This window comes from Candidatus Hydrogenedentota bacterium, from assembly GCA_035416745.1.
In the GTDB taxonomy this organism is placed as follows: domain Bacteria; phylum Hydrogenedentota; class Hydrogenedentia; order Hydrogenedentales; family SLHB01; genus UBA2224.
Genome location: DAOLNV010000093.1, coordinates 1 through 19,367, shown reverse-complemented (window position 1 = coordinate 19,367; position 19,367 = coordinate 1). Strand labels below are relative to the sequence as shown.

Genomic DNA, 19,367 nt, shown 5'->3' with positions numbered 1-19,367 from the left:
CGGCTATCGATTATAGCAAATGACGGTCCGGCAAGTCCAGCAGGCGGGGCGTCTGCGTCAGGCCCGGCCGTCTGGCCTTGCAGACCATGGCGCGGCCCGATACTGCCGGAACGGCGCCTATGGCGCCAGGAATGGGACTCATGGGAGGCACGGCCCACTCTTGCGGGCGCAAGGTCCCCGATCCGGGCGAGACGCCTGCGCTGGCGAATTGTTCAACCGGCGGGCGGGCGTGACCGTTCGCGGCGGAGGAGGCACGTGGCGCAAGACGTGTCGCACAGGTACCCCATCGGCCGGGCTCGCAACAGTTCGACGGCGGCGTCGAGCAAGGGCCGCATCTCGCAAAGCATGGCGCGGGCTTTCCCGACCTGTCCGTCGCGGATAAGCCCGGCCTTGCGGAAAGAACGCTCGAGTTTGGGGAATCCCCGGCTGCATCCAGGGATAATCTTGACGGGCCGCTCTTCAACGTCTCCGTTTGGCAAAGCCACGATCCCGACGGAATCAAACCCTGCGCAGGGGAGATAAAGATACGGCACATTGGCGTAGTATTCGGCCAGATGCAGCAGCGTACAAGACTCAAATCCGCAGCCGATCAGCAACACCTTGGCGCCTGCTTTCTGAAGCCGGTCCAGAGGCGAGTCTTTTCCCACGGGCTGCACGCGGTCGTGTCCCGCGAGAATCTCGGCCGCTCCGTGGCCGATGCCGGCGTCGGAATGGGTGGGACTGGCGCTGCGGATAACGCCCGGCTGTTTCCGCGCCAGCTCCGGCCAGATGCCGATCGAGGCGTCGCACCGCAAATCCGGGTGAAACGGGGGACACCCCACCGCGCCGCGGCACGAGTAGGTGTGCGTCGGAAAGAACAGCGCGCCGCCGGGCCCAAGTACCTCACGATACGCCGCAAAAAGGTTGGGCACCTCGTCGCGCGTAATGCGTGTCTTGCGCAGCCCGGTGTGGACAAACAGGCGGTCGCCCGCGTCAACGCCCATATCGCGCAGCTGCTCGGCAAGGCGGTCCGGTGTCCATCTGTTTGCATTGAACCACATCTTCGTCACTCGCGCCGCGCGTCCGCGTCGAGCCGAAAAAGGCGGGCGGCGTTTGCGGTCGTCCGTTCGGCGAACGTCTCGATTGTAACGCCTTTCAGTTCCGCGAGGCATGCCGCCGTGTATTTGAGGTAATGGGGCTCGCACCGCTTGCCTCGCACGGGCTGGGGGGCAAGGTAGGGACTGTCGGTCTCGACGAGCAGCCGGTCCATCGGAACAAGAGCAGCGGCTTCGCGAAGCGAACCGGCCTTCGGAAAGGTGACATTCCCGGCAAACGAGATGTAATGCCCCAATTCGAGGCACTTCTCAGCAAACGGCGCCCCGCTCCCAAAGCAGTGCATCACGACTCCCGGCACTCGCCCGCACGCGTTCGCGAGGACGGCCGCTGCGTCCCCGTCGGCGTCGCGGTTGTGAACGGCTACGGGGAGGCCGAGCTCCGCGGCGAGTTCCAACTGGGCCTCAAAGGCGCGCCGCTGTTCCTCCCGCGACGTCTCCGCGTACCGGTAGTAATCGAGGCCCGTTTCTCCGATGGCGGCGACGCGTTTGTTCGCGGCAAGGTTACGCAGCGTTTCCAGGGCCCGGGCGTCCACGCGATCAGCGTGGTAGGGATGGACGCCCACCGCCGCGAACACGCGGTCCCCCGCCAAGTCCACGGCCCGTTGGCTGGTATCCAGATCGTCGCCGACGACAAGCAGCCAGTCCAACGCGGCCAGGCTGCGCTCGAGCACTTCGGGGCGGTCTTCATCAAAACGGGCGTCTTGGAGGTGGCAATGCGTGTCGGCCAAGCCCGTCAAGTAGGGGCACCGCCTGTGTTGCCCGGGGCGTCACCCAAGGGTTTCTTGGACTTGTGCCGCCGCCGCCGCGAACGCCGTTTGCCCTTCCTATGCCCGCCCGCCTGTTCCGTCTGCTGTGGCGGCGAAGCAGGTTCCGGAGGCTGCACGGCGTCCTCGAGCGCCGTTAGATCGGCATTGCTGACGACGACCACCTCTTCCCCCACTTCCTCGGTTATCTCCGTGTCGTCGAGCTCCGAGGTATCGTCAAATTCCTCGAAGGCTGCCTCGGCTGACGTGTGTGCGGCCGCTTTCATTCTGCGCGGATCGGGATACTGGTCATTCTCATAGGCGAGGCAGCACAGCAAGCGGCCGCACTGGCCGCTGATCTTCGACGGATTCAGCGAAAGGCTCTGCCGCTTAGCCATCTTCATCGAGATGGGCTGGAATTCCGTCAGCCAGCACGCGCAGCAGAGTTCGCGCCCGCACACACCCAATCCCCCCACCAGCTTCGCTTCGTCGCGCACCTGGATGTGGCGCAACTCGATGCGGGTTTTGAGTTCCTGGGCAAGGTCGCGCACGAGTTTGCGGAAGTCCACCCGTTCTGCGGCGGTAAAGTAAAAGATGACCTTGTGTTTGTCGAAGGTGTATTCGACATCGACCAGCTTCATCGAGAGCTTGTGCTGGGCGATCTTCTGGGCACAGATTCCCTTCGCGCGGTCCTCCTCGCGCTGGATCTGGTTGAACGTGCTTTCGTCGGCCAGCGAAGCCCGGCGCACGACGTTCATCTTGACCAATTCCTTCATGCCCTCGGGACAGTCCTCGGGAGGCACGATACAGATGCCGTATTCCAGGCCGCGATCGCTCCGCACGATGCATTTGTCGTTGCGTATCAACGGGATGTCTTCAGACAAGAAGGTGAACACTCGCGTGGGCTTGCGGAGACGGATTTTCACGGTCTGCATCTATATCACACTCCTCCCTCGGCGCTAATCAGCCGCCAAAGCGAAGAAAAGGTCGCGAAACACGCGTTCCTCATTCACGAACCGGTCGAGGTAATACCGCGCTTTCTCCACCGCCTCGATCTTGTTCTCCGGCACGGTGGAGAGCCGGTCACGGACGCCGTCCAGGTGGTCCCGGTTGAAAATGCTGCCTTCTTTCTTCGTGGCCGCGTAGACCATCTCGTCACGGTACCACGTTTCCAACAGGAACAGATAATCGAGTATACCACGCTGGAAGGCTGCCTGGGTAAGGGCCAGGCGCTCTTCTTTCATGGCCTCCTTGTCCTCGATGCCGAATGTTTCCCCGGCACTAATCTTCAGCTCCGCGTCAATAACGGCCTCAACCTCTTTTCGCTGGGCTTCGAGGCGTTTCGCGAACTCCTCCGAGAGCTCAACGGGATCCGCGCCGCCTTTCAGTTGGGCGACGATGTGCAACACAAGCTCGCGCTTGTCCGAATCCAACAGATCGAAGGCCCGGTCCATACGGCCTTGCGAGAGCGCCGCGATCGATTCGGCCTTGTCGGGCGGCAACTCCCGCTCCCGTTGGAGCAGTGCCAGAACCGTTTCGGGCCGAAGGCTTCGAAACCGCACCATCTGGCATCGCGACCGGATGGTTGGGAGCAGCTCGCGCGGCAATTCACTGACCAGAATGAACAGGGTACGCCCCGGGGGTTCCTCGAGCATCTTGAGAAAGTGGTTCTGGGCAGGCGCGTTCATGCGTTCGGCGTCGTGGAAGATGACGATCCGCCATTCCGACTCGTACGGCCGCAACGAGCAGATCTCGTTGATTTCCTCAATCGCCTCCTTCTTGATGAGCCGGGTCTTGTCCTTTGGCGTGACGACCCGTACGTCCGGGTGGTTTCCGCTGGCAACCTTCCGGCACTGGAGGCATTCGCCGCAAGCGTCGTCCCCCCGCTGCTTGCACTGCACCGCTTTGGCCATCTCCAGGGCGGTCAGCGCCTTGCCGACGCCGCCCGGGCCCCAGAACAACATCGCGTTCGGGATACGGCCACGGCGCAGAATCTGCCGCAACAGGCGAACGGCCACTTCCTGATCTCTAATGTCCGAAAAACTCACGGCTGCTCCAACACCTTGCTTACGTGTGCATAAATGGCCTCGGCAACGGTTTCAAGCGGTTGAGACGCATCGACGACTTTCACGCGCTCCGGTTCCGCCTCGGCGATGCGCAGGAACTCAGCGCGCACGCGCTGATGAAACGCGAGGGGTTCCCGCTCGATGCGGTCGCGGTCGCGCGCCGCGGCGGCGCGCTTGAGCCCGGCCTCGGCAGGGATGTCCAGCACGATGGTCAGGTCGGGCCAGACTGTTCCGGTAGCCACGCGATGCAGGGCCAGCACCGTATCGAGAGGCAACACCCGGCCCGCGCCCTGGTAGGCCGTCGTGCTGTCGGCGAACCGGTCACATATGACGATGATGCCGTTGTCGAGGGCGGGTTTGATGCGTTCGGCGACGTGTTGCGCGCGTGCAGCCTCATACAACAGCAACTCGGCCACGGGAGACAGGGCGGTGTTAGCGGGGTCGAGAAGGATGTCGCGCACCGCTTCGGCGATAGGCGTCCCGCCGGGTTCACGTGTGAGCAAAACGCGATGTCCGTCCGCCTCGAGGCGGTCCCGGAGCATGGACATCTGCGTAGTCTTGCCGCAGCCCTCGACGCCTTCCAGCGTTATGAACGCCCCTTTCATGGCTCTCCCAATGCTTTGCGCCGCGCCTGCTGGGCCTGCTCGAAGAAGGCATCCAATTCGCCGGCGCGGCCTTCGGCTACCATGCGCCGGACCTCGGCCAAGTTCTGCTCCAGCAACTCGAGACCTTCGGCGATGGCCGTCCGGTTGGTGAGGCAGATGTCGCGCCAGAGTTCGGGCCGGCCCGCCGCCACGCGGGTCACGTCGCGGAACCCCGTCCCGACCACGGGCGTGACATTGCCCGCCGCTGCGGCCAGCCGCGCAATGCAGCCCGCCACGATATGGGGGATATGGCTGGTGCGCGCGACAAGGGCGTCGTGCACCGCCGGCTCGAGGACGACGACCTTCGCGCCTACGGCTTCCCACAGCGCGGTGACCGCGCGTCTCGCTTCTGCCGCGGCCGGGTTGGCATCGACGATGGTGACGCAGCCCTCATAGAGCGCCGGGGATGCGTGTTCGGGTCCGAACTTCTCCGAGCCGGCCATGGGATGACTGCCCACAAAACGCAACGGCGCGGGCCAGGTGCGGGCGGCGTGACTGCAAATGACGGCTTTGGTGCTGGCCACATCGGTGACAAGCGCCGCGTTCGAACACGTCGGGCGGATGGCGTCCAGAACCGCCGGCACACTCCCCGCCGGCGTACAAATCACAACCAGGTCCGCGCCCCGGCATGCCTCGCCAGGTTCCAGGTATGACGCATCGATGATGCCGAGAGCGCTGGCCTTCTCAAGCGTCGCGGGGTTGCGCCCCACGCCGCGCACCATGTCCGTCATGTTTCTGGCCTTCATGGCCAGGGCGAGGGAACCGCCCAGCAATCCCACGCCAATGATGGTCACGGCGCCATAACGTTGGGTCACGAACCTCCCTCCGCGACGGCGACGGCCTCCGCCAGGTTGATGGCCCCAAGATAAAGGGCGCGCCCGATGATTACTTCATCGACGCCATCCGGTTCGAGCTCTTTCAAGCGCCGCACATCCTCGATAGACGAGACCCCGCCGGACGCGGTCACGGGAATGGTCAAGGCTCTGGCCACCGCCCCGGTTGCGGCGAAGTTGGGCCCCTTCATCATGCCGTCGCTGTTGATGTCCGTATAGATGATGCGGGCGGCGCCTGCTCGCTGCATATCCCGGGCGAATTCCACGGCGTCCCTGTCGGTGGTATCGCGCCACGCGCTCAGCGCGACACGGCCGTCGCGTGCATCCACTCCGACGGCGATTTTTCCCGGGTACCGGGCGATAGCCTGTTGAAGGAACTCAGGGTCGCGGTAAGCGGCCGTGCCCAGAATCACGCGGCCGGCGCCGGCGGCGGCGGCGGAGTCCACGTCCGCCATGGCGCGAATGCCGCCGCCAATCTCGAAGGGGATACCCGCCTCGTGAAGGTTCCGCAACACGCCGAGGGCGCAGAGGCGGCCCTCGCGCGCACCGTCCAGGTCGACGATATGAATCAAGCCGCGGACCGCTTCAAACCACCGGCGGGCTTGGTCGACGGGCTCGTCCGAGAACACGGTTTCCCGGTCGTAATCGCCTTGCACCAGGTTGACGCAACGCCCACCCCGGATATCGACGGCCGGTACAATTCGCATGATCGCCTCGCCTAATCGAGTTCGGCTTTGGCTAATTCTACCAGCTTCGTGAATCCGGCTTCGTCCGATACCGCCATGTCGGCAAGCATCTTGCGGTTGACATCGATATTGGCCTTCCGCAGGCCGAGAATAAACCGGCTATACGGTATGCCGTTGGCGCGTGTCGCGGCGTTGATGCGCGCGATCCAGAGTTTGCGGAACTCGCGTTTGCGCACCTTGCGGTCGCGGTAGGCGTAAATGCCCGAATGTTCGACCGCCTGCCGGGCGGTCTTGAGAAGGCGGTGCCGGCTTCCACGGTATCCCGAAGCCAGTTTGATAATCTTCTTGCGGCGGCGGCGCGACGCAGGAGCGTTTGTTGCTTGTGGCATGACTCAATTCCTTGCAAAGTTGACCGTCCTACGGACGGGGGAGCATTTCCAATCCCGGAGACCTCAGCCGTAGGGCAGCATCCGCTTCACGCGGGCCGAATCTTCCGGCCCCAGGATAGCGGCGGTTCGCAGACCCCGCTTGCGCTTGGCGGACTTGTGGGTTTTCAAATGGCTTGCGAACGCCTTATGCCGCTTGATCTTGCCCTTCTTTGTAAAGCTGAACCGCTTCGAAGCGGATTTGTTGGTTTTCATTTTCGGCATTCTATGTCCTCCTTTATGCATGGTTTACAGGCAGGATGACCTCGATAATGGCTTCCTCTGCCCCCCGGCCTCGCCGCCGGGGCTGCACGCACGAAACGCCCCCTTCACCGATTTCGGCTCTGAGTGCGTTTCCGGCATCCTGCACCCCCTCAGGGGGCGCTTGCTGCCCGCAAACCTGCAGTTCGTTGTTCAAACAATGCACACGCGGCGTATTACCGCGACTACAATTCCTGTCCGGCTTCTTGTCCGGCTTCCTGTCCGGCTTCGTGCCCGGCTTCGTGCCCGGCTTCCTGTACGATTTCCTGCCGGGCTTCCGGAGACTCTTCCGCTTGGGGCTTCGGCCGGGCTGCCTGGCGCGACTTCTTTTGCGCGTTCTTGCCCGGCGTCAGCATCAGGATCATATTGCGCCCTTCAAGGCGGGCCCGGCTGGCGTCCGGCGGCTCGTCCAGCAAGTCAGTCGTGGCTTCGACCACGCGCGCCAAGATTTCGCGCCCGAACTCCGGATGCGTCATTTCGCGCCCGCGAAACATAATCGTGAGTTTGACTTTGTTTCCCGATTCAAGAAACTCACGGGCATGGCTGGTCTTGTAGTCGAAATCGTGTTTGTCGATTTTCGGACGGTACTTGATCTCTTTCACGGTCACGACATGCTGATGCTTCCGGGATTCCTTTGCGCGCTTGCTCTGTTGGTATTTGTACTTGCCGAAGTCGAGTATGCGGCACACCGGCGGCCGGGCATTCGGAGCGACCTCGACAAGGTCCAAACCCCGCTCTTCCGCTTCGCGCAGCGCGTCTTCCGGGCTCATGATGCCCAGTTGCTCTCCTTCATCATCGATTACGCGCACTTGCCGGGCACGAATGCGTTCATTAATCCGTATCCGGCCGGTTCCATCTGTCCTGGCGATAATTCATCCTCCCTGGGGAATTCCCCATCCTGTTCCCGGGCACAGGTACCCATTGTTTATGCCGCGCAAAACGAAAATCGCGGCAAAGAGCGCCTGCTCCCTGCCGCGACACACTACGCATCACGCAGAAATGGTCCAACATGACCCTGCTGGCTGGCTCAAAATCCGCCGCAGGGTGAGAAGCCGGCGCCTCTTCTTTCTTAAACTGCGGGCGTACTTTACCAAATGCGTCCGTGGCATGTCAATTCTCCGGTAAGGTCAGCAAATGGCTTGACAGGTTCTCCGAATCGCGCCTTGAGCGGGGCCGGGCCCGGGACAGGCGCCTCCTCGTTGAACAGGTCTCTTCGCGGCCCGCCGGTTGAAAATGCCATCCCGCCAAACCGATACTGCGGAAAACGTGCTGCAACGGTCCCGATACTCACAGGAGCCAGCCATGACCCGCCCACTGTGTTGCACATCGCTTCTTTCCGCAATCGCCGTGTATGCCGTTCCGGTTTTGATGTCCCTCCCCGCGAACGCCGCCGGCGAAACAAACCTGCTGCGGAATCCCTCGGTCGAGGATGGGATGTCGGACTCCGGCGCGCCTGCGGGCTGGGATTTGTACGGCGCCCTTGACGAAAGACGGGCACTCTCGCTGGTGGACGCGCCGGACGCCGGAAACAAGGCCCTCCTGCTCGCCGACGGCCATCCCGGCGAGGAGCTGGGAATCGTCCAGCAGGTCGCGGCCGGGCCTAATACCCCGTACCTGGCGGGGGTGTCGGTGAAGGCCGTCGAAGACGCCTCTCCGCGCGGCGCGTACATCCAATTGCGGTTCCTGCCCTCGGGCGAATATGTCCAGCGCCCGCTGATTCCGGGTCTCGGCGATCACTATCAGCGCGTGGAGGTGGGTGCGGTCGCGCCGGAGGGCACTCAGGAGGCCGTGCTCTATCTTTACACCCACCGCGAGCCTGTCCCGCAGGTGATCATCGATAACGTCTCGCTGGCGGCGGTAAGCGAGCTCCCGGCTGTCATGGCGCTGTCAAGCGCCCCCGAGGTCCCCGAGCTTGAAATCCTCAAACCGCTGTACCTCGAGACAGTGCTGGTCAACGAGGGCACGGCGGCGGGCGTTATCGTAGCCCCCGCGGCGTATGCCGGGCAGGCTGCCGCCGTCAACGCCGCGATCAAGGCGTGCACCGGAACCGAGCTGCCCGTTGTCTCCGATGACGCCGTGGGACTCCCCTTTGACCAGAACATCGTCGCCATCGGCAACCGGTCCACGAACCGGTTCATCGGGCTGCTCTACGAGCGGTATTACACGATTCTCGACCTGCGGTATCCCGGTCCCGGCGGGTACGTGGTCCGCACGCTCCACAACCCCGTGGGGGGCGGCCACAACGTGGTGTTTCTTGGCGGCAGCGACGCGGCGGGGGTCCAGAAAGCCGCGGCGGCGTTTTCAAAACGGATCTCGGAGACGCCCCGGGCGCCAGCGCTGACGCTGCCCTGGCTCATGGAGATCGAACTGGGCGAGGGCATCGTGGTCCCCACGGACCTGCGGCAGTTCGAAACATGGGAGGCGTCCGCGGGATACGGGTCGATCGGGTATTTCGGATGGAACAGCATCAGCAAACGGATGGCCATGTACTACATGACCGGCGACCCGTTCCACGCGCGCGAGGCCATCCGCCTGGCCTTCCCCGGCGAACAGGCCAAAGCCGAGATCGACGAGATCGACGGCGAACGCATCGAAAACAAGGACGCCCCCCTCAGCGGACCCTATCACTACAACGCCCACCTCATGATCCTGTTCTGGGACCTCATCGAGGAGAGTCCCGTCTTCACAGATGACGAGCGGCTTCGCGTCACCCGCGCATTCGCCCATCAGCTCGACCATCCCGGCATCCGGGCGGCGTACACGGGACCGTACGCGGCCACCCCCTCCCAGGTGGGTTCGCGGCACGGACAGCGGACCTCCATCGCGATGTATTGTCTCGGACGCTATTTCGCGAAGGATTACGACGACCCGCTCTGGCCCGTGTGTGAGCAAAACGGCGCGAATCAGTTCAGTTCACTGCACGAACATGCGTGGGTCAGCGGCGAGAACGACAATCTGTTCTGGTACGACACCGCCATTGCGCCCATATTCACCTACATGCTGCTGACCGGCGACCGCGTGCCTCTCGAGAATGGCGTGGCGGCGCAACTCCTGCGCGGACTCGAGATCCTCGCTTCGGGCCAAGACCGCGATTGGGCGCTGCAATACGCCTCGCTGGGGTTCCTGCACAAAGCCGCGTATCTCACGCAGGACGGACGCTGGCTCACGTACCGGAACCGCACGGGGGTCGACACGTCTGTTTTTCGCCTCGGGCAATCGTACTGGCCGGAAGAACGCCTCGAGCCCGTGCCGCCAACCGATATGGCGGGCGCGTGGCGGATCAACCCCATGCCGGAACCCATGTGGCAGTGGCGAAACAATGGGTTTCCTCTCGAGGAGTCCTTCCTGTTCATGAGCTACCGCAACCGGACCGATGCGACGGGCGATTTCATTCTGCTGGACGGATTCAACGGCGCGTCGCGCAACCCCTACCACACCTTCACGATTCTCGCCCTGCGGCTGGACGGCGTGACCCTGCTGGAAGGCTACCTGAACCAGCTCCGTATCCGCGCCGACGGCCTCACCGAAAAGACGATCGCCATGAATGCCGCGCTCAGGCATCACCGGGTACTGGGCCAGACGGCCATCGCCGTCGGCGAAGTGCCCGACATGCCCTATACGGATTGGCGGCGGGCTTTGGTCCATCGCGAAGGGCGGTATTCGGTGATAATAGACGAACTGACCCCGCGCACCGACACCAGAAACCTCGAAGTCCAACTGCTGTGGGAAACCAAGGGCGGCAACTGGACTGCTGACCCTCAACGGCCGAGCCAGATGCGCCTGGACCGCGCCATCGAGGCCTCCACGCCGCGCATCCCCGTGGTGTGCACGGCGTCAGACGTGGACATCCTGCGCGACGGACCCGAGGCGACCATGCAGTGGTTCGGACCGGCGCGCGCCGGCGTGAAACAGTACTTCGTCTCGCTGGTCACCGGCATTCCCGCCGAGTCGAGTCCCGAAGTGGCGTGTCTGCGCCTCGCGGACAACGCCGCCGTCTTCCTGGCGCCTGAGCCCACGCTGGTCACGGCGGGCACGTACGAGGGCGTCGACGCCGAGTTCGCCGTGCTGTCGTCCGAGCATTTCTATGGCCGGGGAGTCCATCAACTCGCCGTTCCCGGTCAGAGCCCCGTGTTTAAGAGCGAGGAACCCATGGACCTCGATTGGGACTTGGCCGCGGGCGAGATGGTGTTCGCGTTCGCGGACGATGCCGCCCAGACGCCCGAGACACGGCCTGCGCCCGCGCCCGAGCCAACGCTCCCGGCATTGCGCGCGTGGTTAACCGCGTGCGTGGAACAGGCCCGGGCACGCGCCGCGCAGAGCGCGCAAGCGGCCGCCCCCGCAGCGGAAGAGGCTCTCCCAGCGCTGCCGGTTACTGCGGCGAAGCTCGGGGATGCCGCCATCGTGGACCTCGTGGCGGCGCCGGATGAGGCGGGCACGCGTCTCTACGCGGCCGAGGGCCAGACCGTCCACGCCCTGTCCCCGGACGGAGGAGCGCTTGCCACGTTCCAGACCGATGGCCTCATCCGCATGCTCCGCTGGTGGCCCGAGCCGCAGTTGCTGCTCGCGGGCTGCGCGGACGAAAAGGTCATTGCATTCGACCGCGACGGCAACCGCAAGTGGGTGTTCGTGTCGGAGATGGACCCGGCGGTGTATCGTGCGGCTAAGACGTACTGGTTCAAGTCGGAACCCGGCCACGAGGGCATTCACGGGCTTTACTCGGGCGCCTTTATCGACGACAAGCCCATGGCGTTCGCAGGATCGGCCTGCACACTCGAGATCCTCGACGAAACCGGCCAACTGGTGCGCCGCATGCCCCAATTCTGGGGCAAGGTATCCGTGATGAAGCTGATTCCCGGTCCAAACGGGTCGCATACCTTGCTTGCGGCGCGCCGTTTCAACGATGGCAACACCTTGGGCATTATCAACAGCGTTTCACTCGACCCGGACCGGCGCGGTTACGATTCGGTGCCCGAAGGCCACACGTACGTGCCCGGCTGGTCGGCCATGAACCGCGAACACATCTTTTTCGAGGATTTCGACGGAGACGGCGAAAACGAGCTCATGAGCGAGGTCAACGGCGTGTGGAACCGCGTCACGGTGTGGCGTCCCGACGGCACGGCCGAATACGACGCGAGCTTTGGCCCCGGCAAATCCATTCCCTACGTCAACATGCGCGACATCGACATTGGCGTTCTGACCGGCGACGGAGTCCCCGATATCGCCGTCGCGACGGTCGACCGCCTCGTCGTCGCGCTGACCGGCGCCTGCGAGAGACTGTGGTCTCGACGGCTGCCGTTCGTGCCCACGACCCTCTGCTGCATCACGCCCGCGGGCGGCGATTCTCCCTGGATCGTCATTGGCGGCGAAGGAGGAAGCGTGACCGTGCTCGATGCTGCCGGACAGCCCGTGCGTGAGGCCAGGCTCCCGGCCACTCCCACAAAGATCCTCGCGTTATTCGGCGAGCATGCCGTAGTCTTCGGCACGAACGACGGGCATATCGCCACATGTGCGATGGTCTTGGGACATGATTAACACGATTCACACGATTTGGCAATCATGTAAATCAAGTCTATTCCATCCATTCTTCCGTTATCTGTTCGGCGGTTCTGGTCTCTTTGTCACCGGCTTCCACGTCTTAAACTTGCGCTTCACCTCGACCGATGGTCCAAAGTTGATGAGCAAGCCGTTCTCCACCCCGGTTGCCTGAAGGTAGTTGACGAGTTGCGCTTCATGTTCTTTGGCCACCTGATGCACGGCCTTCAATTCCACGAGCACCCGGTCCTCGATCCACAGGTCAACGTAAAAATCTCCGACGACACGGCCATGATAACTGACGGGGATGGGCACCTGTTGCGCAACCTGCAGCGTCGCCTCCTCCAATTCAATCCGCAAAGCGTTTTCGTATACCTTCTCAAGAAAGCCCGGCCCAAGCGCGCAGTGAACGCGGTAGGCACACGCGATTATCTGATAGGTCAATTCGTCGATGTCCATTGTTTCAGTAGACATGATTTACGGGAGCAACAGGGTTTGTCTTCTTGAGCTCGTAGATTCCAAGAATTACGCCTATTCCTGCCCCCTGTCTTGCCCGTCTGGACACACTTTTTATATGCATATTATAGCATCTAAGCGGAAGAATCCAGTGCGCTTGACGAGATGCCGCCGGCATGAACAACAAGACTCACAAGATTTGAATTCTTATCCGGTAGTTCGTGTAAATCCTGTCCGTTCTCTTGGCGGGGGTCAGACGCCTTCGACTCCTTGTGCCCGCAGGTATTCGCGGATTGCCGCCTCGTCGCGAAGGCCCTCGAAGAGCACTGCCTCGTAGAGAGGGATGCCGCTGAGGACGGGCGTGCGGCCCTCTTTCGTGAGGATGGCGCGCTTGATATCGAGAATGAGGCGGCGCGACTGTTCGTCAAGCGCGGCCCGGATGCGCTCCATGACCGCTTTATTCTGGCGTATCTGGGCCTCGTCCACGGCCCAGATGTCGAGCTTCCACTCCTCGCCGTTGTCGGGATGCAGCATCCGAACGCCCCAATAAAGGCCCACGGGGAGTTTGGGACGCGGTTTGCGAAGATGGTTGCCGAAGCTCATGCGAATCACGCCGGGCAGTTTGGCTATCTGGTGGCCGAGGGAGAAGATGGCATCGAGTGGGTCCCATATTTCAAACAATACCATGTGGATATCGAGGTCGCGCCACGCCATCAGCTCGAGAGCGTAGCTGCCGGTGAGATGAACCTGCCCGTGTCCACGGAGCACGCCATCCAGGCCCGACCATTCCAGAAGCGCATCGGCTTCCCGGCGCAGCGAGTCAGCATGCTCTTCCGGAGCGTATGCCATTCTGTTTTTCCTCTGGTCCGGAAATTCCCCAGCGCTATTCTCTTTCCAGTATAAACGATCGCGCCGCTGACCGCTGCTCGCCCGATTCCTCCACGGTGACGGCAATGACGGGTTTGTCCCCCGGCATGAAATGCGTCATACAGAAATATCCGCTTTCACGAACCGCAACCGCGCTGCCGTTGACCGTCACCGATGCGCCGGGCGCCACGAGGCCGCGCACGCCGATGTTCCGCGGGCCCGCCGGCACGAAGGTGTTTTCGGGGGGCGAGGTCTGGACCACGAGCAAGGGCGCGCTCTGCAGGGCTTCGATCTCTTCGGCGATCGCGCGCCGCGCTTTCATCAGCACATCGGGGTCGCGCGTATGGTCGTAGAACGATTGGACCACGCGGCGGCACAGTTCGAGGGGACGCTGGCGCGGGTCGAGCCAGAACGCATCCTCGCCGACGCGTTCTTTGAGCTGACGGAGCCCATCCTCGAGCACCCACAGGTACTCGAAATCCTGCAACCCGTCGCGCATGGTGCTCAACCGCAGGGAGCCGAGAAACCCGTTCTCGCCCGGATAGACTATCGCGCGGTCACCAAGCGGCAGGCGCTGGCTGATCGCCTCCTGGGTGTACGGCTCGTCGCCGTAAAAATGGTTCAGGCCCCAATGAAGGTAGCCGTCGAGATCGTAAAGGTAGTTGATCCAGTGGAGCGCCCGGGCTTTCAGCAGCGATTGATCGAGGAACCGGTTGGGATAGCGCCCGACGGGGTGGCAGCAGGTGTAGAACCACAGTTCCTTGCCTTCGCGCTGCACTTCCTGAAACCGCGGGTACCAGAGGTTGAGATGGCTCAGTTTGGGCACGTAGATATCGAGTTCGCCGAAGTATTCGGCTTCAACCGCCTCGATCACCTTCACACTCGGCGCCATCTTGTGCACCTGGTCTACGACAGCCGCGTACGACTGCTCGTGACTGATGAACGGCTCGTCGGCGATGTTTACGGCGACCCGGTCCTGCCATCCGTTCTTCTGGATCACGGCTTCGAGCGCGGGCAGGCGGTTCATGGCCGCGGGGACCGCCTCCGCGCGGCCCTCGGGGGAAACGTGCGGCCCAACAAGCTGCCCCACGGCGTGCAGATGAATCTGGCGGATGCCGTGCTCGAACGCCGTTGCCGCGTAACGCTCGAAACGCGAGGTGTCATACCCAACGGCCCCGTCGGCCTGCTTGACCTCCTGTACCAGTTCGCTCAGCGAAGACTGGATGTCGGTCTGGCGGTGGGCCGCCAGAAACGTGCAGCATTCGCCCAGAAACCGGTAGTACTCGTCGGAATACGCGGGAATCTTGTCCTCGAACCCTAATCCAGGAAAACGCCACCAGTTCACAACCGAGAGATGCCGCTCGCTGGGCATGGCGAAGTTCCAGACGTGCAGGATAACAGGCAATTGGGCCGAAATATCGCCCGCCGTAACCGCCAACACACCCTCATAATCGCCAGGCGCCGCGTCTTCGGGAATATGCGCCTCGAGCCAGACGGCCTGGGACTCCCCAGCCTTCAGCGGGATGCTCGCGCCCTCCCAGAACGGGTCCGGGATGCTGTTGGGCGCTTTCGCCACAAGTTCATCTTCGGGCAGCCCTTCCGAGTTGCGATCGATGGCAATGTAGCGCTCCCACTGCAGCGTCACGGCCCCCGCGGGGATTACCGCGCCCGTCTCCCGGTGCTTCAGGTCCGTGATGGACACGCCGGCCGCCTCGATATCGGCCGCCGGCCGCACGGCCGCCTGTGCGCTGGCCGTTTCGTTGCGCGCACCCTGGATAAGCAGCGGCTGGGGTCCCTCGGGAGGCGGAACCGCGTCGCGCAACACCTTGGCGAGCGGCGGCGGCGTCCAAACGGTCAGGACCGCCTGTTCCCCGGCATACGCGGTTGCGCACACAATGACCAGAAGCGTTAACAGAGATTTGGCGTTCATGGAATGCTCCTATCCTCTTGTTCTTTGACGTCCCCGGCGCCGCCCCTGCAACCGGGAAGCGGGTATCCGCAAGACAGAGCCAACGGGCCTCACCACGCGCCAGAATATCGGCTGTGGACGTTCCGCGCAACCCCCGCCGGCTGCGGAGACGGTCCGCAACCGCCGCCCCATTCCCCCTGAGAACCGGTAGATGGGTAAGACCTGTCTTCGCCGCGCGATACCTGCCGCGGGATTTCGGGTATCATGGCTCCGCAACGCAACCGGCGGAGAAGACCGGCGATGGACCCCAACGAGACGATGACGAAGGGTGAAACCGCACCCGAGAACGAGCCCGGACCCGAAGCGCCCAACCACGGCCGGTTCCGCCCGGTTATCCTGCTTTTCTACGCGGCGCTGGTGCCAGCGTTTGGAGTGGGCGGCATGCTGCAATGGGGCGGCGCGCTCAAGCCACTGAGGGAGCCGTTCGGCGGCCTCTTCGCGTACCTCATCGGCCTGCCCCTGAGTCTGTTGACATGGCCTGCCCACGAATACGCCCTCGAACGCATGGGCCCCGGTGCGGGCGCCAACGCACACTCGGAGTTGAGCATGGGCGCGGCGGTTGTCTTCCTCGTCTGGGCGGCTTTCTTGTGGGGGCCCATCCTGGCGGCGTTCCGGCGCAAAGCTCCTCTCTGGCTCGTCTTCTTGTTTCAATTCACTGTGCTGCTCACCGTCTTCGGTCTCTTCTGGGAATATGGGAACGGATAAACCATTCTTGGCGTGAACGCAACCGGGTTGCGGAAAGGCCGTCCGGTTATTAGACTAGCCTGCATCGGCGCAAATGCTGGTGAGGAACGCACGGGAACGGGGACAGGCCGGTCTCGTCATGCGAGGCGCCTGATGCAATCGGCACTGTTCCCGCTTTGGAATGCGAGCGGAAAGGAGCGACCCATGCCCAAATACACCATTGGCCTTGATTACGGCACGAACTCGGTGCGCGCCCTGGTCGTCGACGTGGCGAACGGCCGCGAAGTCGGCACGGCGGTCTGGAATTATGCCCACGGCAAGGAAGGCGTAATTCTCAGCAACGACCCGAACCTCGCGCGGCAGCACCCGGCCGACTACGTCAAGGGCGCCGAAGTGGCAATCGCCAAGGCGCTGGCTGCCGCAAAGAAAGCGGTCAAAGGGTTCAGCCCGGACCAAATCATCGGCATCGGCGTCGATACGACGGGCAGCACGCCCTTGCCAATCGACGAGAACGGGTGCCCGCTGGCCTTTCAAAAGCGCTTCGCGAAAGAGCCCGCCGCGATGGCATGGTTGTGGAAAGACCACACGGGCATCGCGGAAGCCGAAGAAATTACCGCAATGGCCAGGACCGACCGGCCCCAATACCTCGCAAAATGCGGCGGCACCTATAGCAGCGAATGGTTCTTCAGCAAGATTCTTCACTGCAGGCGGGCCAATCCCAAGGTGTTTGAGGCCGCGTACTCATGGATCGAGTGCGCCGACTGGATCCCCGCCATGCTGACCGGCAACGAAGCCCCCGGCAGCTACGTGGCGTGCGTGTGCGCTGCCGGACACAAGGCCATGTACAACGACGCGTGGGGCGGCTATCCCGATAAGGAGTTTCTGTCGAAACTGGACCCGGCACTGGGCGTGCTTCGCGAGCGGCTCAAGGCCAAAGCCTTCGCCATCGACACAAAGGTCGGCGGCCTGTCGAAAACGTGGGCAAAGAAGACGGGGCTGCCGGAAGGGATTCCCGTGGCCGCCGGCGCGTTCGACGCGCATCTCGGCGCCGTTGGCGCAGGCATCCAGCCGGGCATTTTCGCGCGCATCGTCGGCACCAGCACCTGCGACATGGCGGTGGCCTCGATGGCCCGCCCGCCCGCGGATATACCGGGGCTCTGCGGCATCGTCCCCGGCAGCATTCTGCCGGACGCGATCGGGCTCGAGGCGGGCCAGTCCGCCGTGGGCGACATTTTCAACTGGTTTGTCAACTACATCCAGCCCGGCGGCCCCAAGGCAGGGTCCCACGAAGCACTCACGAAAGAGGCCGCGAAAATCGCTCCAGGCGCGTCGGGACTCCTTGCGCTGGACTGGAACAACGGCAACCGCACTGTCCTGGTCGATCAACGCCTGACGGGCCTGTTGCTTGGGCAGACGCTCTATACCACGCCGGCGGAAATTTATCGCGCGCTGATCGAGGCGACCGGGTTCGGCGCCCTCACGATCATCAACCGGTTCGAAGAATACGGCGTCCCGATCCGGCGCGTGATCAATTGCGGCGGCATTGCCGAGAAGAATCCCCTCGTCATGCAGATATACGCCGACATCATGGGCCGCACGATGGAAATATCGCGTTCGGCGCAGACCTGCGCCCTGGGCGCGGCCATTGCCGGCGCCGTCGTCGCGGGCAAGAGGGCGGGCGGCTACAGCAGCATTGCGGCCGCCCAGAAAGCCATGACGGGGTTAAAGGCGAAGAAGTACACGCCCGGCCCCAGGGCGCGCCGCGTCTATCAGGAACTGTATCCGCTGTACAAGGCATTGCACGACGCCCTGGGCACGCAATCCTGGTCCGGCAACCTGCATCACATCATGAAACGCCTGCTCGAGATACGCGCAAAGGCCCGTAAATAACGCCCCGAAAGCGCATCGGGGTCATCGCCTCAGGGTATGAACGATGTCTTGGGCGTGAGCGAGCAGACCCATTCGGCCAGGAGCTGCGCGGCGTGCTCGGCGTCCGTGAGAGACAACAGTTCGACGGGCGAGTGCATGTAGCGGTTGGGCACGCCAATGAGCCCCGTCGCGACGCCTTGGCGGCTGAGCTGCATGGCGTTGGCGTCGGTGCCCGTGGCGCGCGGCGCCGCCGCCACCTGGTAGGGGATATTGTGCTTCTTCGCCGCGGCGATGAGCTGGCGGTTCACGATGGGGTTGATGTTCGGCCCGCGCGAAATGACCGGGCCCGCGTTGATCTTCTGCTTGCCGAACCTGCGCGCGTCAACGAAGGGATAGTCGGTGGCGTGGTCCACGTCCACGGCAATGCCGGCGTGAGGGGCGCACCCGTAAGCGCTTGTCGTGGCGCCGCGCAAACCGATTTCCTCCTGCACGGTCGTAACGCAATAGACCGCGCATTGGATCTTGCGCCTGGCGATGAGCCGCATGGCCTCCAGCACCACGAAGGCGCCGATCCGGTCGTCGAACGCCCGCGCCACGACCTTGTTGTCGCGCAATTCAACAAACCCTGCATCCACCGTGATGGGATCGCCGATAGCGACGACTTTCTGGGCATCTCTCTGGTCCTTGGCCCCTATGTCGGCCCAGAGCTGGTGGAGTTTGAGCGGTTTGCCCTGCTCTTCTTTCTCGATGAGGTGAATGGCAGTGCGGCCGACGACGCCGGGCACCGGGCCGTGCGCCCCGTGAACAATGATCCGTTGACCGTCCAGAACTGACGGGTCAATACCGCCGATCGCGACGAATCCCAGAAAACCGTTCTCATCAATATCGTTGACCATCAGGCCAATCTCGTCGACGTGGCCCGCCAGCATGACACGCAGTTTGCCTTTGGGATTTCGCACCGCGTACTGATTGCCGTGCACATCCTTGTACACATCGTCAACGTAAGATTTGACGTAGTCCCTGCAAACGGCCTGTATTCTTTCTTCGAAGCCCGACGGACTGGGCGTGGTCACGAGCGTCTTCAAAAACGCGAGCGATTCTTTGCGCATGCGCCAATATCTCCGTTGTACGGTTTCTCACGTGAAAGCGCCGTAGGATACCAAAAGCGCGGGCGGTATCGCACGGACGCCGCAGAAAAGCGCTCAGGTGAAATGAAGAGGCACAGCACGTGTCCAAGT

Annotated in this window: 17 protein-coding genes; 3 read left to right on the top strand and 14 right to left on the bottom strand. The window is 63.1% G+C overall.

Annotation, left to right across the window (positions count from 1 at the left end):
- Positions 1-212 precede the first annotated feature (212 nt).
- From PLJ71_19610 to infC, 10 genes are all read right to left on the bottom strand, one after another.
- Entirely contained in the window at positions 213-1,040 is an 828-nt protein-coding gene (locus tag PLJ71_19610; GenBank protein ID HQM50899.1) for an AAC(3) family N-acetyltransferase, read from the bottom strand.
- Positions 1,041-1,045: 5 nt separating this feature from the next.
- Positions 1,046-1,831 (bottom strand): TatD family hydrolase, encoded by a 786-nt coding sequence (locus PLJ71_19605; GenBank protein HQM50898.1) that lies wholly within the window; start codon positions 1,829-1,831, stop codon positions 1,046-1,048.
- Positions 1,828-2,772, bottom strand: coding sequence for a regulatory iron-sulfur-containing complex subunit RicT (ricT, locus tag PLJ71_19600; protein HQM50897.1), 945 nt, complete (start codon positions 2,770-2,772; stop codon positions 1,828-1,830). The genes PLJ71_19605 and ricT overlap by 4 nt, the downstream gene beginning before the upstream one ends.
- A 24-nt stretch (positions 2,773-2,796) precedes the next feature.
- A complete protein-coding gene (gene holB, locus PLJ71_19595; protein HQM50896.1) occupies positions 2,797-3,885 on the bottom strand; it encodes a DNA polymerase III subunit delta' in 1,089 nt (362 codons plus the stop codon).
- Positions 3,882-4,508 carry a dTMP kinase gene (gene tmk, locus PLJ71_19590; protein ID HQM50895.1) on the bottom strand — a complete coding sequence of 209 codons (627 nt, stop codon included), beginning with the start codon at positions 4,506-4,508 and terminating at the stop codon, positions 3,882-3,884. Before tmk ends, holB begins: the two co-directional genes overlap by 4 nt.
- Positions 4,505-5,362 (bottom strand): prephenate dehydrogenase, encoded by an 858-nt coding sequence (locus PLJ71_19585; protein HQM50894.1) that lies wholly within the window; start codon positions 5,360-5,362, stop codon positions 4,505-4,507. The genes tmk and PLJ71_19585 overlap by 4 nt, the downstream gene beginning before the upstream one ends.
- Entirely contained in the window at positions 5,359-6,087 is a 729-nt protein-coding gene (hisA, locus tag PLJ71_19580; GenBank protein ID HQM50893.1) for a 1-(5-phosphoribosyl)-5-[(5-phosphoribosylamino)methylideneamino]imidazole-4-carboxamide isomerase, read from the bottom strand. The genes PLJ71_19585 and hisA overlap by 4 nt, the downstream gene beginning before the upstream one ends.
- Positions 6,088-6,098: 11 nt before the next feature.
- Entirely contained in the window at positions 6,099-6,455 is a 357-nt protein-coding gene (gene rplT / locus PLJ71_19575) for a 50S ribosomal protein L20 (protein HQM50892.1), read from the bottom strand.
- 63 nt (positions 6,456-6,518) lie between these two features.
- The gene (gene rpmI / locus PLJ71_19570) at positions 6,519-6,716 is read right to left on the bottom strand and encodes a 50S ribosomal protein L35 (protein HQM50891.1); all 198 of its coding nucleotides are present in this window, start codon (positions 6,714-6,716) and stop codon (positions 6,519-6,521) included.
- A gap of 221 nt (positions 6,717-6,937) precedes the next feature.
- Positions 6,938-7,594 carry a translation initiation factor IF-3 gene (infC, locus tag PLJ71_19565; GenBank protein ID HQM50890.1) on the bottom strand — a complete coding sequence of 219 codons (657 nt, stop codon included), beginning with the start codon at positions 7,592-7,594 and terminating at the stop codon, positions 6,938-6,940.
- A gap of 460 nt (positions 7,595-8,054) precedes the next feature.
- Here infC and PLJ71_19560 point away from each other — a divergent pair, with 460 nt between their 5' ends.
- Positions 8,055-12,284 (top strand): VCBS repeat-containing protein, encoded by a 4,230-nt coding sequence (locus PLJ71_19560; GenBank protein HQM50889.1) that lies wholly within the window; start codon positions 8,055-8,057, stop codon positions 12,282-12,284.
- Positions 12,285-12,341: 57 nt separating this feature from the next.
- On the opposite strand, the gene PLJ71_19555 is transcribed toward PLJ71_19560, so the two are convergent.
- The 3 genes from PLJ71_19555 to PLJ71_19545 form a co-directional block, all read right to left on the bottom strand.
- On the bottom strand, positions 12,342-12,758 hold the full coding sequence (locus tag PLJ71_19555; GenBank protein ID HQM50888.1) for a GxxExxY protein: 417 nt from the start codon (positions 12,756-12,758) through the stop codon (positions 12,342-12,344).
- A gap of 234 nt (positions 12,759-12,992) precedes the next feature.
- Positions 12,993-13,589, bottom strand: coding sequence for a hypothetical protein (locus PLJ71_19550; protein HQM50887.1), 597 nt, complete (start codon positions 13,587-13,589; stop codon positions 12,993-12,995).
- Positions 13,590-13,623: 34 nt separating this feature from the next.
- Positions 13,624-15,537, bottom strand: coding sequence for a DUF4091 domain-containing protein (locus PLJ71_19545; protein HQM50886.1), 1,914 nt, complete (start codon positions 15,535-15,537; stop codon positions 13,624-13,626).
- 243 nt (positions 15,538-15,780) lie between these two features.
- On the opposite strand from PLJ71_19545, the gene PLJ71_19540 reads away from it, so the two are divergent.
- Positions 15,781-16,281, top strand: a complete 501-nt coding sequence (locus tag PLJ71_19540) for a hypothetical protein (GenBank protein HQM50885.1) — start codon at positions 15,781-15,783, stop codon at positions 16,279-16,281.
- Positions 16,282-16,464: 183 nt separating this feature from the next.
- Positions 16,465-18,150 carry a ribulokinase gene (locus PLJ71_19535; protein ID HQM50884.1) on the top strand — a complete coding sequence of 562 codons (1,686 nt, stop codon included), beginning with the start codon at positions 16,465-16,467 and terminating at the stop codon, positions 18,148-18,150.
- 29 nt (positions 18,151-18,179) lie between these two features.
- Here PLJ71_19535 and PLJ71_19530 read toward each other — a convergent pair whose 3' ends face one another.
- Positions 18,180-19,238, bottom strand: coding sequence for a M42 family metallopeptidase (locus tag PLJ71_19530; protein ID HQM50883.1), 1,059 nt, complete (start codon positions 19,236-19,238; stop codon positions 18,180-18,182).
- Positions 19,239-19,367 lie beyond the last annotated feature (129 nt).

What these genes read in the sequence shown, in the direction of transcription:
- PLJ71_19610 (HQM50899.1), bottom strand. Translation starts at nt 1,040, where the DNA reads ATGTGGTTCAATGCAAACAGATGGACACCGGACCGCCTTGCCGAGCAG.
- ricT (HQM50897.1), bottom strand. Translation starts at nt 2,772, where the DNA reads ATGCAGACCGTGAAAATCCGTCTCCGCAAGCCCACGCGAGTGTTCACC.
- tmk (HQM50895.1), bottom strand. Translation starts at nt 4,508, where the DNA reads ATGAAAGGGGCGTTCATAACGCTGGAAGGCGTCGAGGGCTGCGGCAAG.
- hisA (HQM50893.1), bottom strand. Translation starts at nt 6,087, where the DNA reads ATGCGAATTGTACCGGCCGTCGATATCCGGGGTGGGCGTTGCGTCAAC.
- rplT (HQM50892.1), bottom strand. Translation starts at nt 6,455, where the DNA reads ATGCCACAAGCAACAAACGCTCCTGCGTCGCGCCGCCGCCGCAAGAAG.
- rpmI (HQM50891.1), bottom strand. Translation starts at nt 6,716, where the DNA reads ATGCCGAAAATGAAAACCAACAAATCCGCTTCGAAGCGGTTCAGCTTT.
- PLJ71_19560 (HQM50889.1), top strand. Translation starts at nt 8,055, where the DNA reads ATGACCCGCCCACTGTGTTGCACATCGCTTCTTTCCGCAATCGCCGTG.
- PLJ71_19555 (HQM50888.1), bottom strand. Translation starts at nt 12,758, where the DNA reads ATGTCTACTGAAACAATGGACATCGACGAATTGACCTATCAGATAATC.
- PLJ71_19550 (HQM50887.1), bottom strand. Translation starts at nt 13,589, where the DNA reads ATGGCATACGCTCCGGAAGAGCATGCTGACTCGCTGCGCCGGGAAGCC.
- PLJ71_19545 (HQM50886.1), bottom strand. Translation starts at nt 15,537, where the DNA reads ATGAACGCCAAATCTCTGTTAACGCTTCTGGTCATTGTGTGCGCAACC.
- PLJ71_19540 (HQM50885.1), top strand. Translation starts at nt 15,781, where the DNA reads ATGGCTCCGCAACGCAACCGGCGGAGAAGACCGGCGATGGACCCCAAC.
- PLJ71_19535 (HQM50884.1), top strand. Translation starts at nt 16,465, where the DNA reads ATGCCCAAATACACCATTGGCCTTGATTACGGCACGAACTCGGTGCGC.
- PLJ71_19530 (HQM50883.1), bottom strand. Translation starts at nt 19,238, where the DNA reads ATGCGCAAAGAATCGCTCGCGTTTTTGAAGACGCTCGTGACCACGCCC.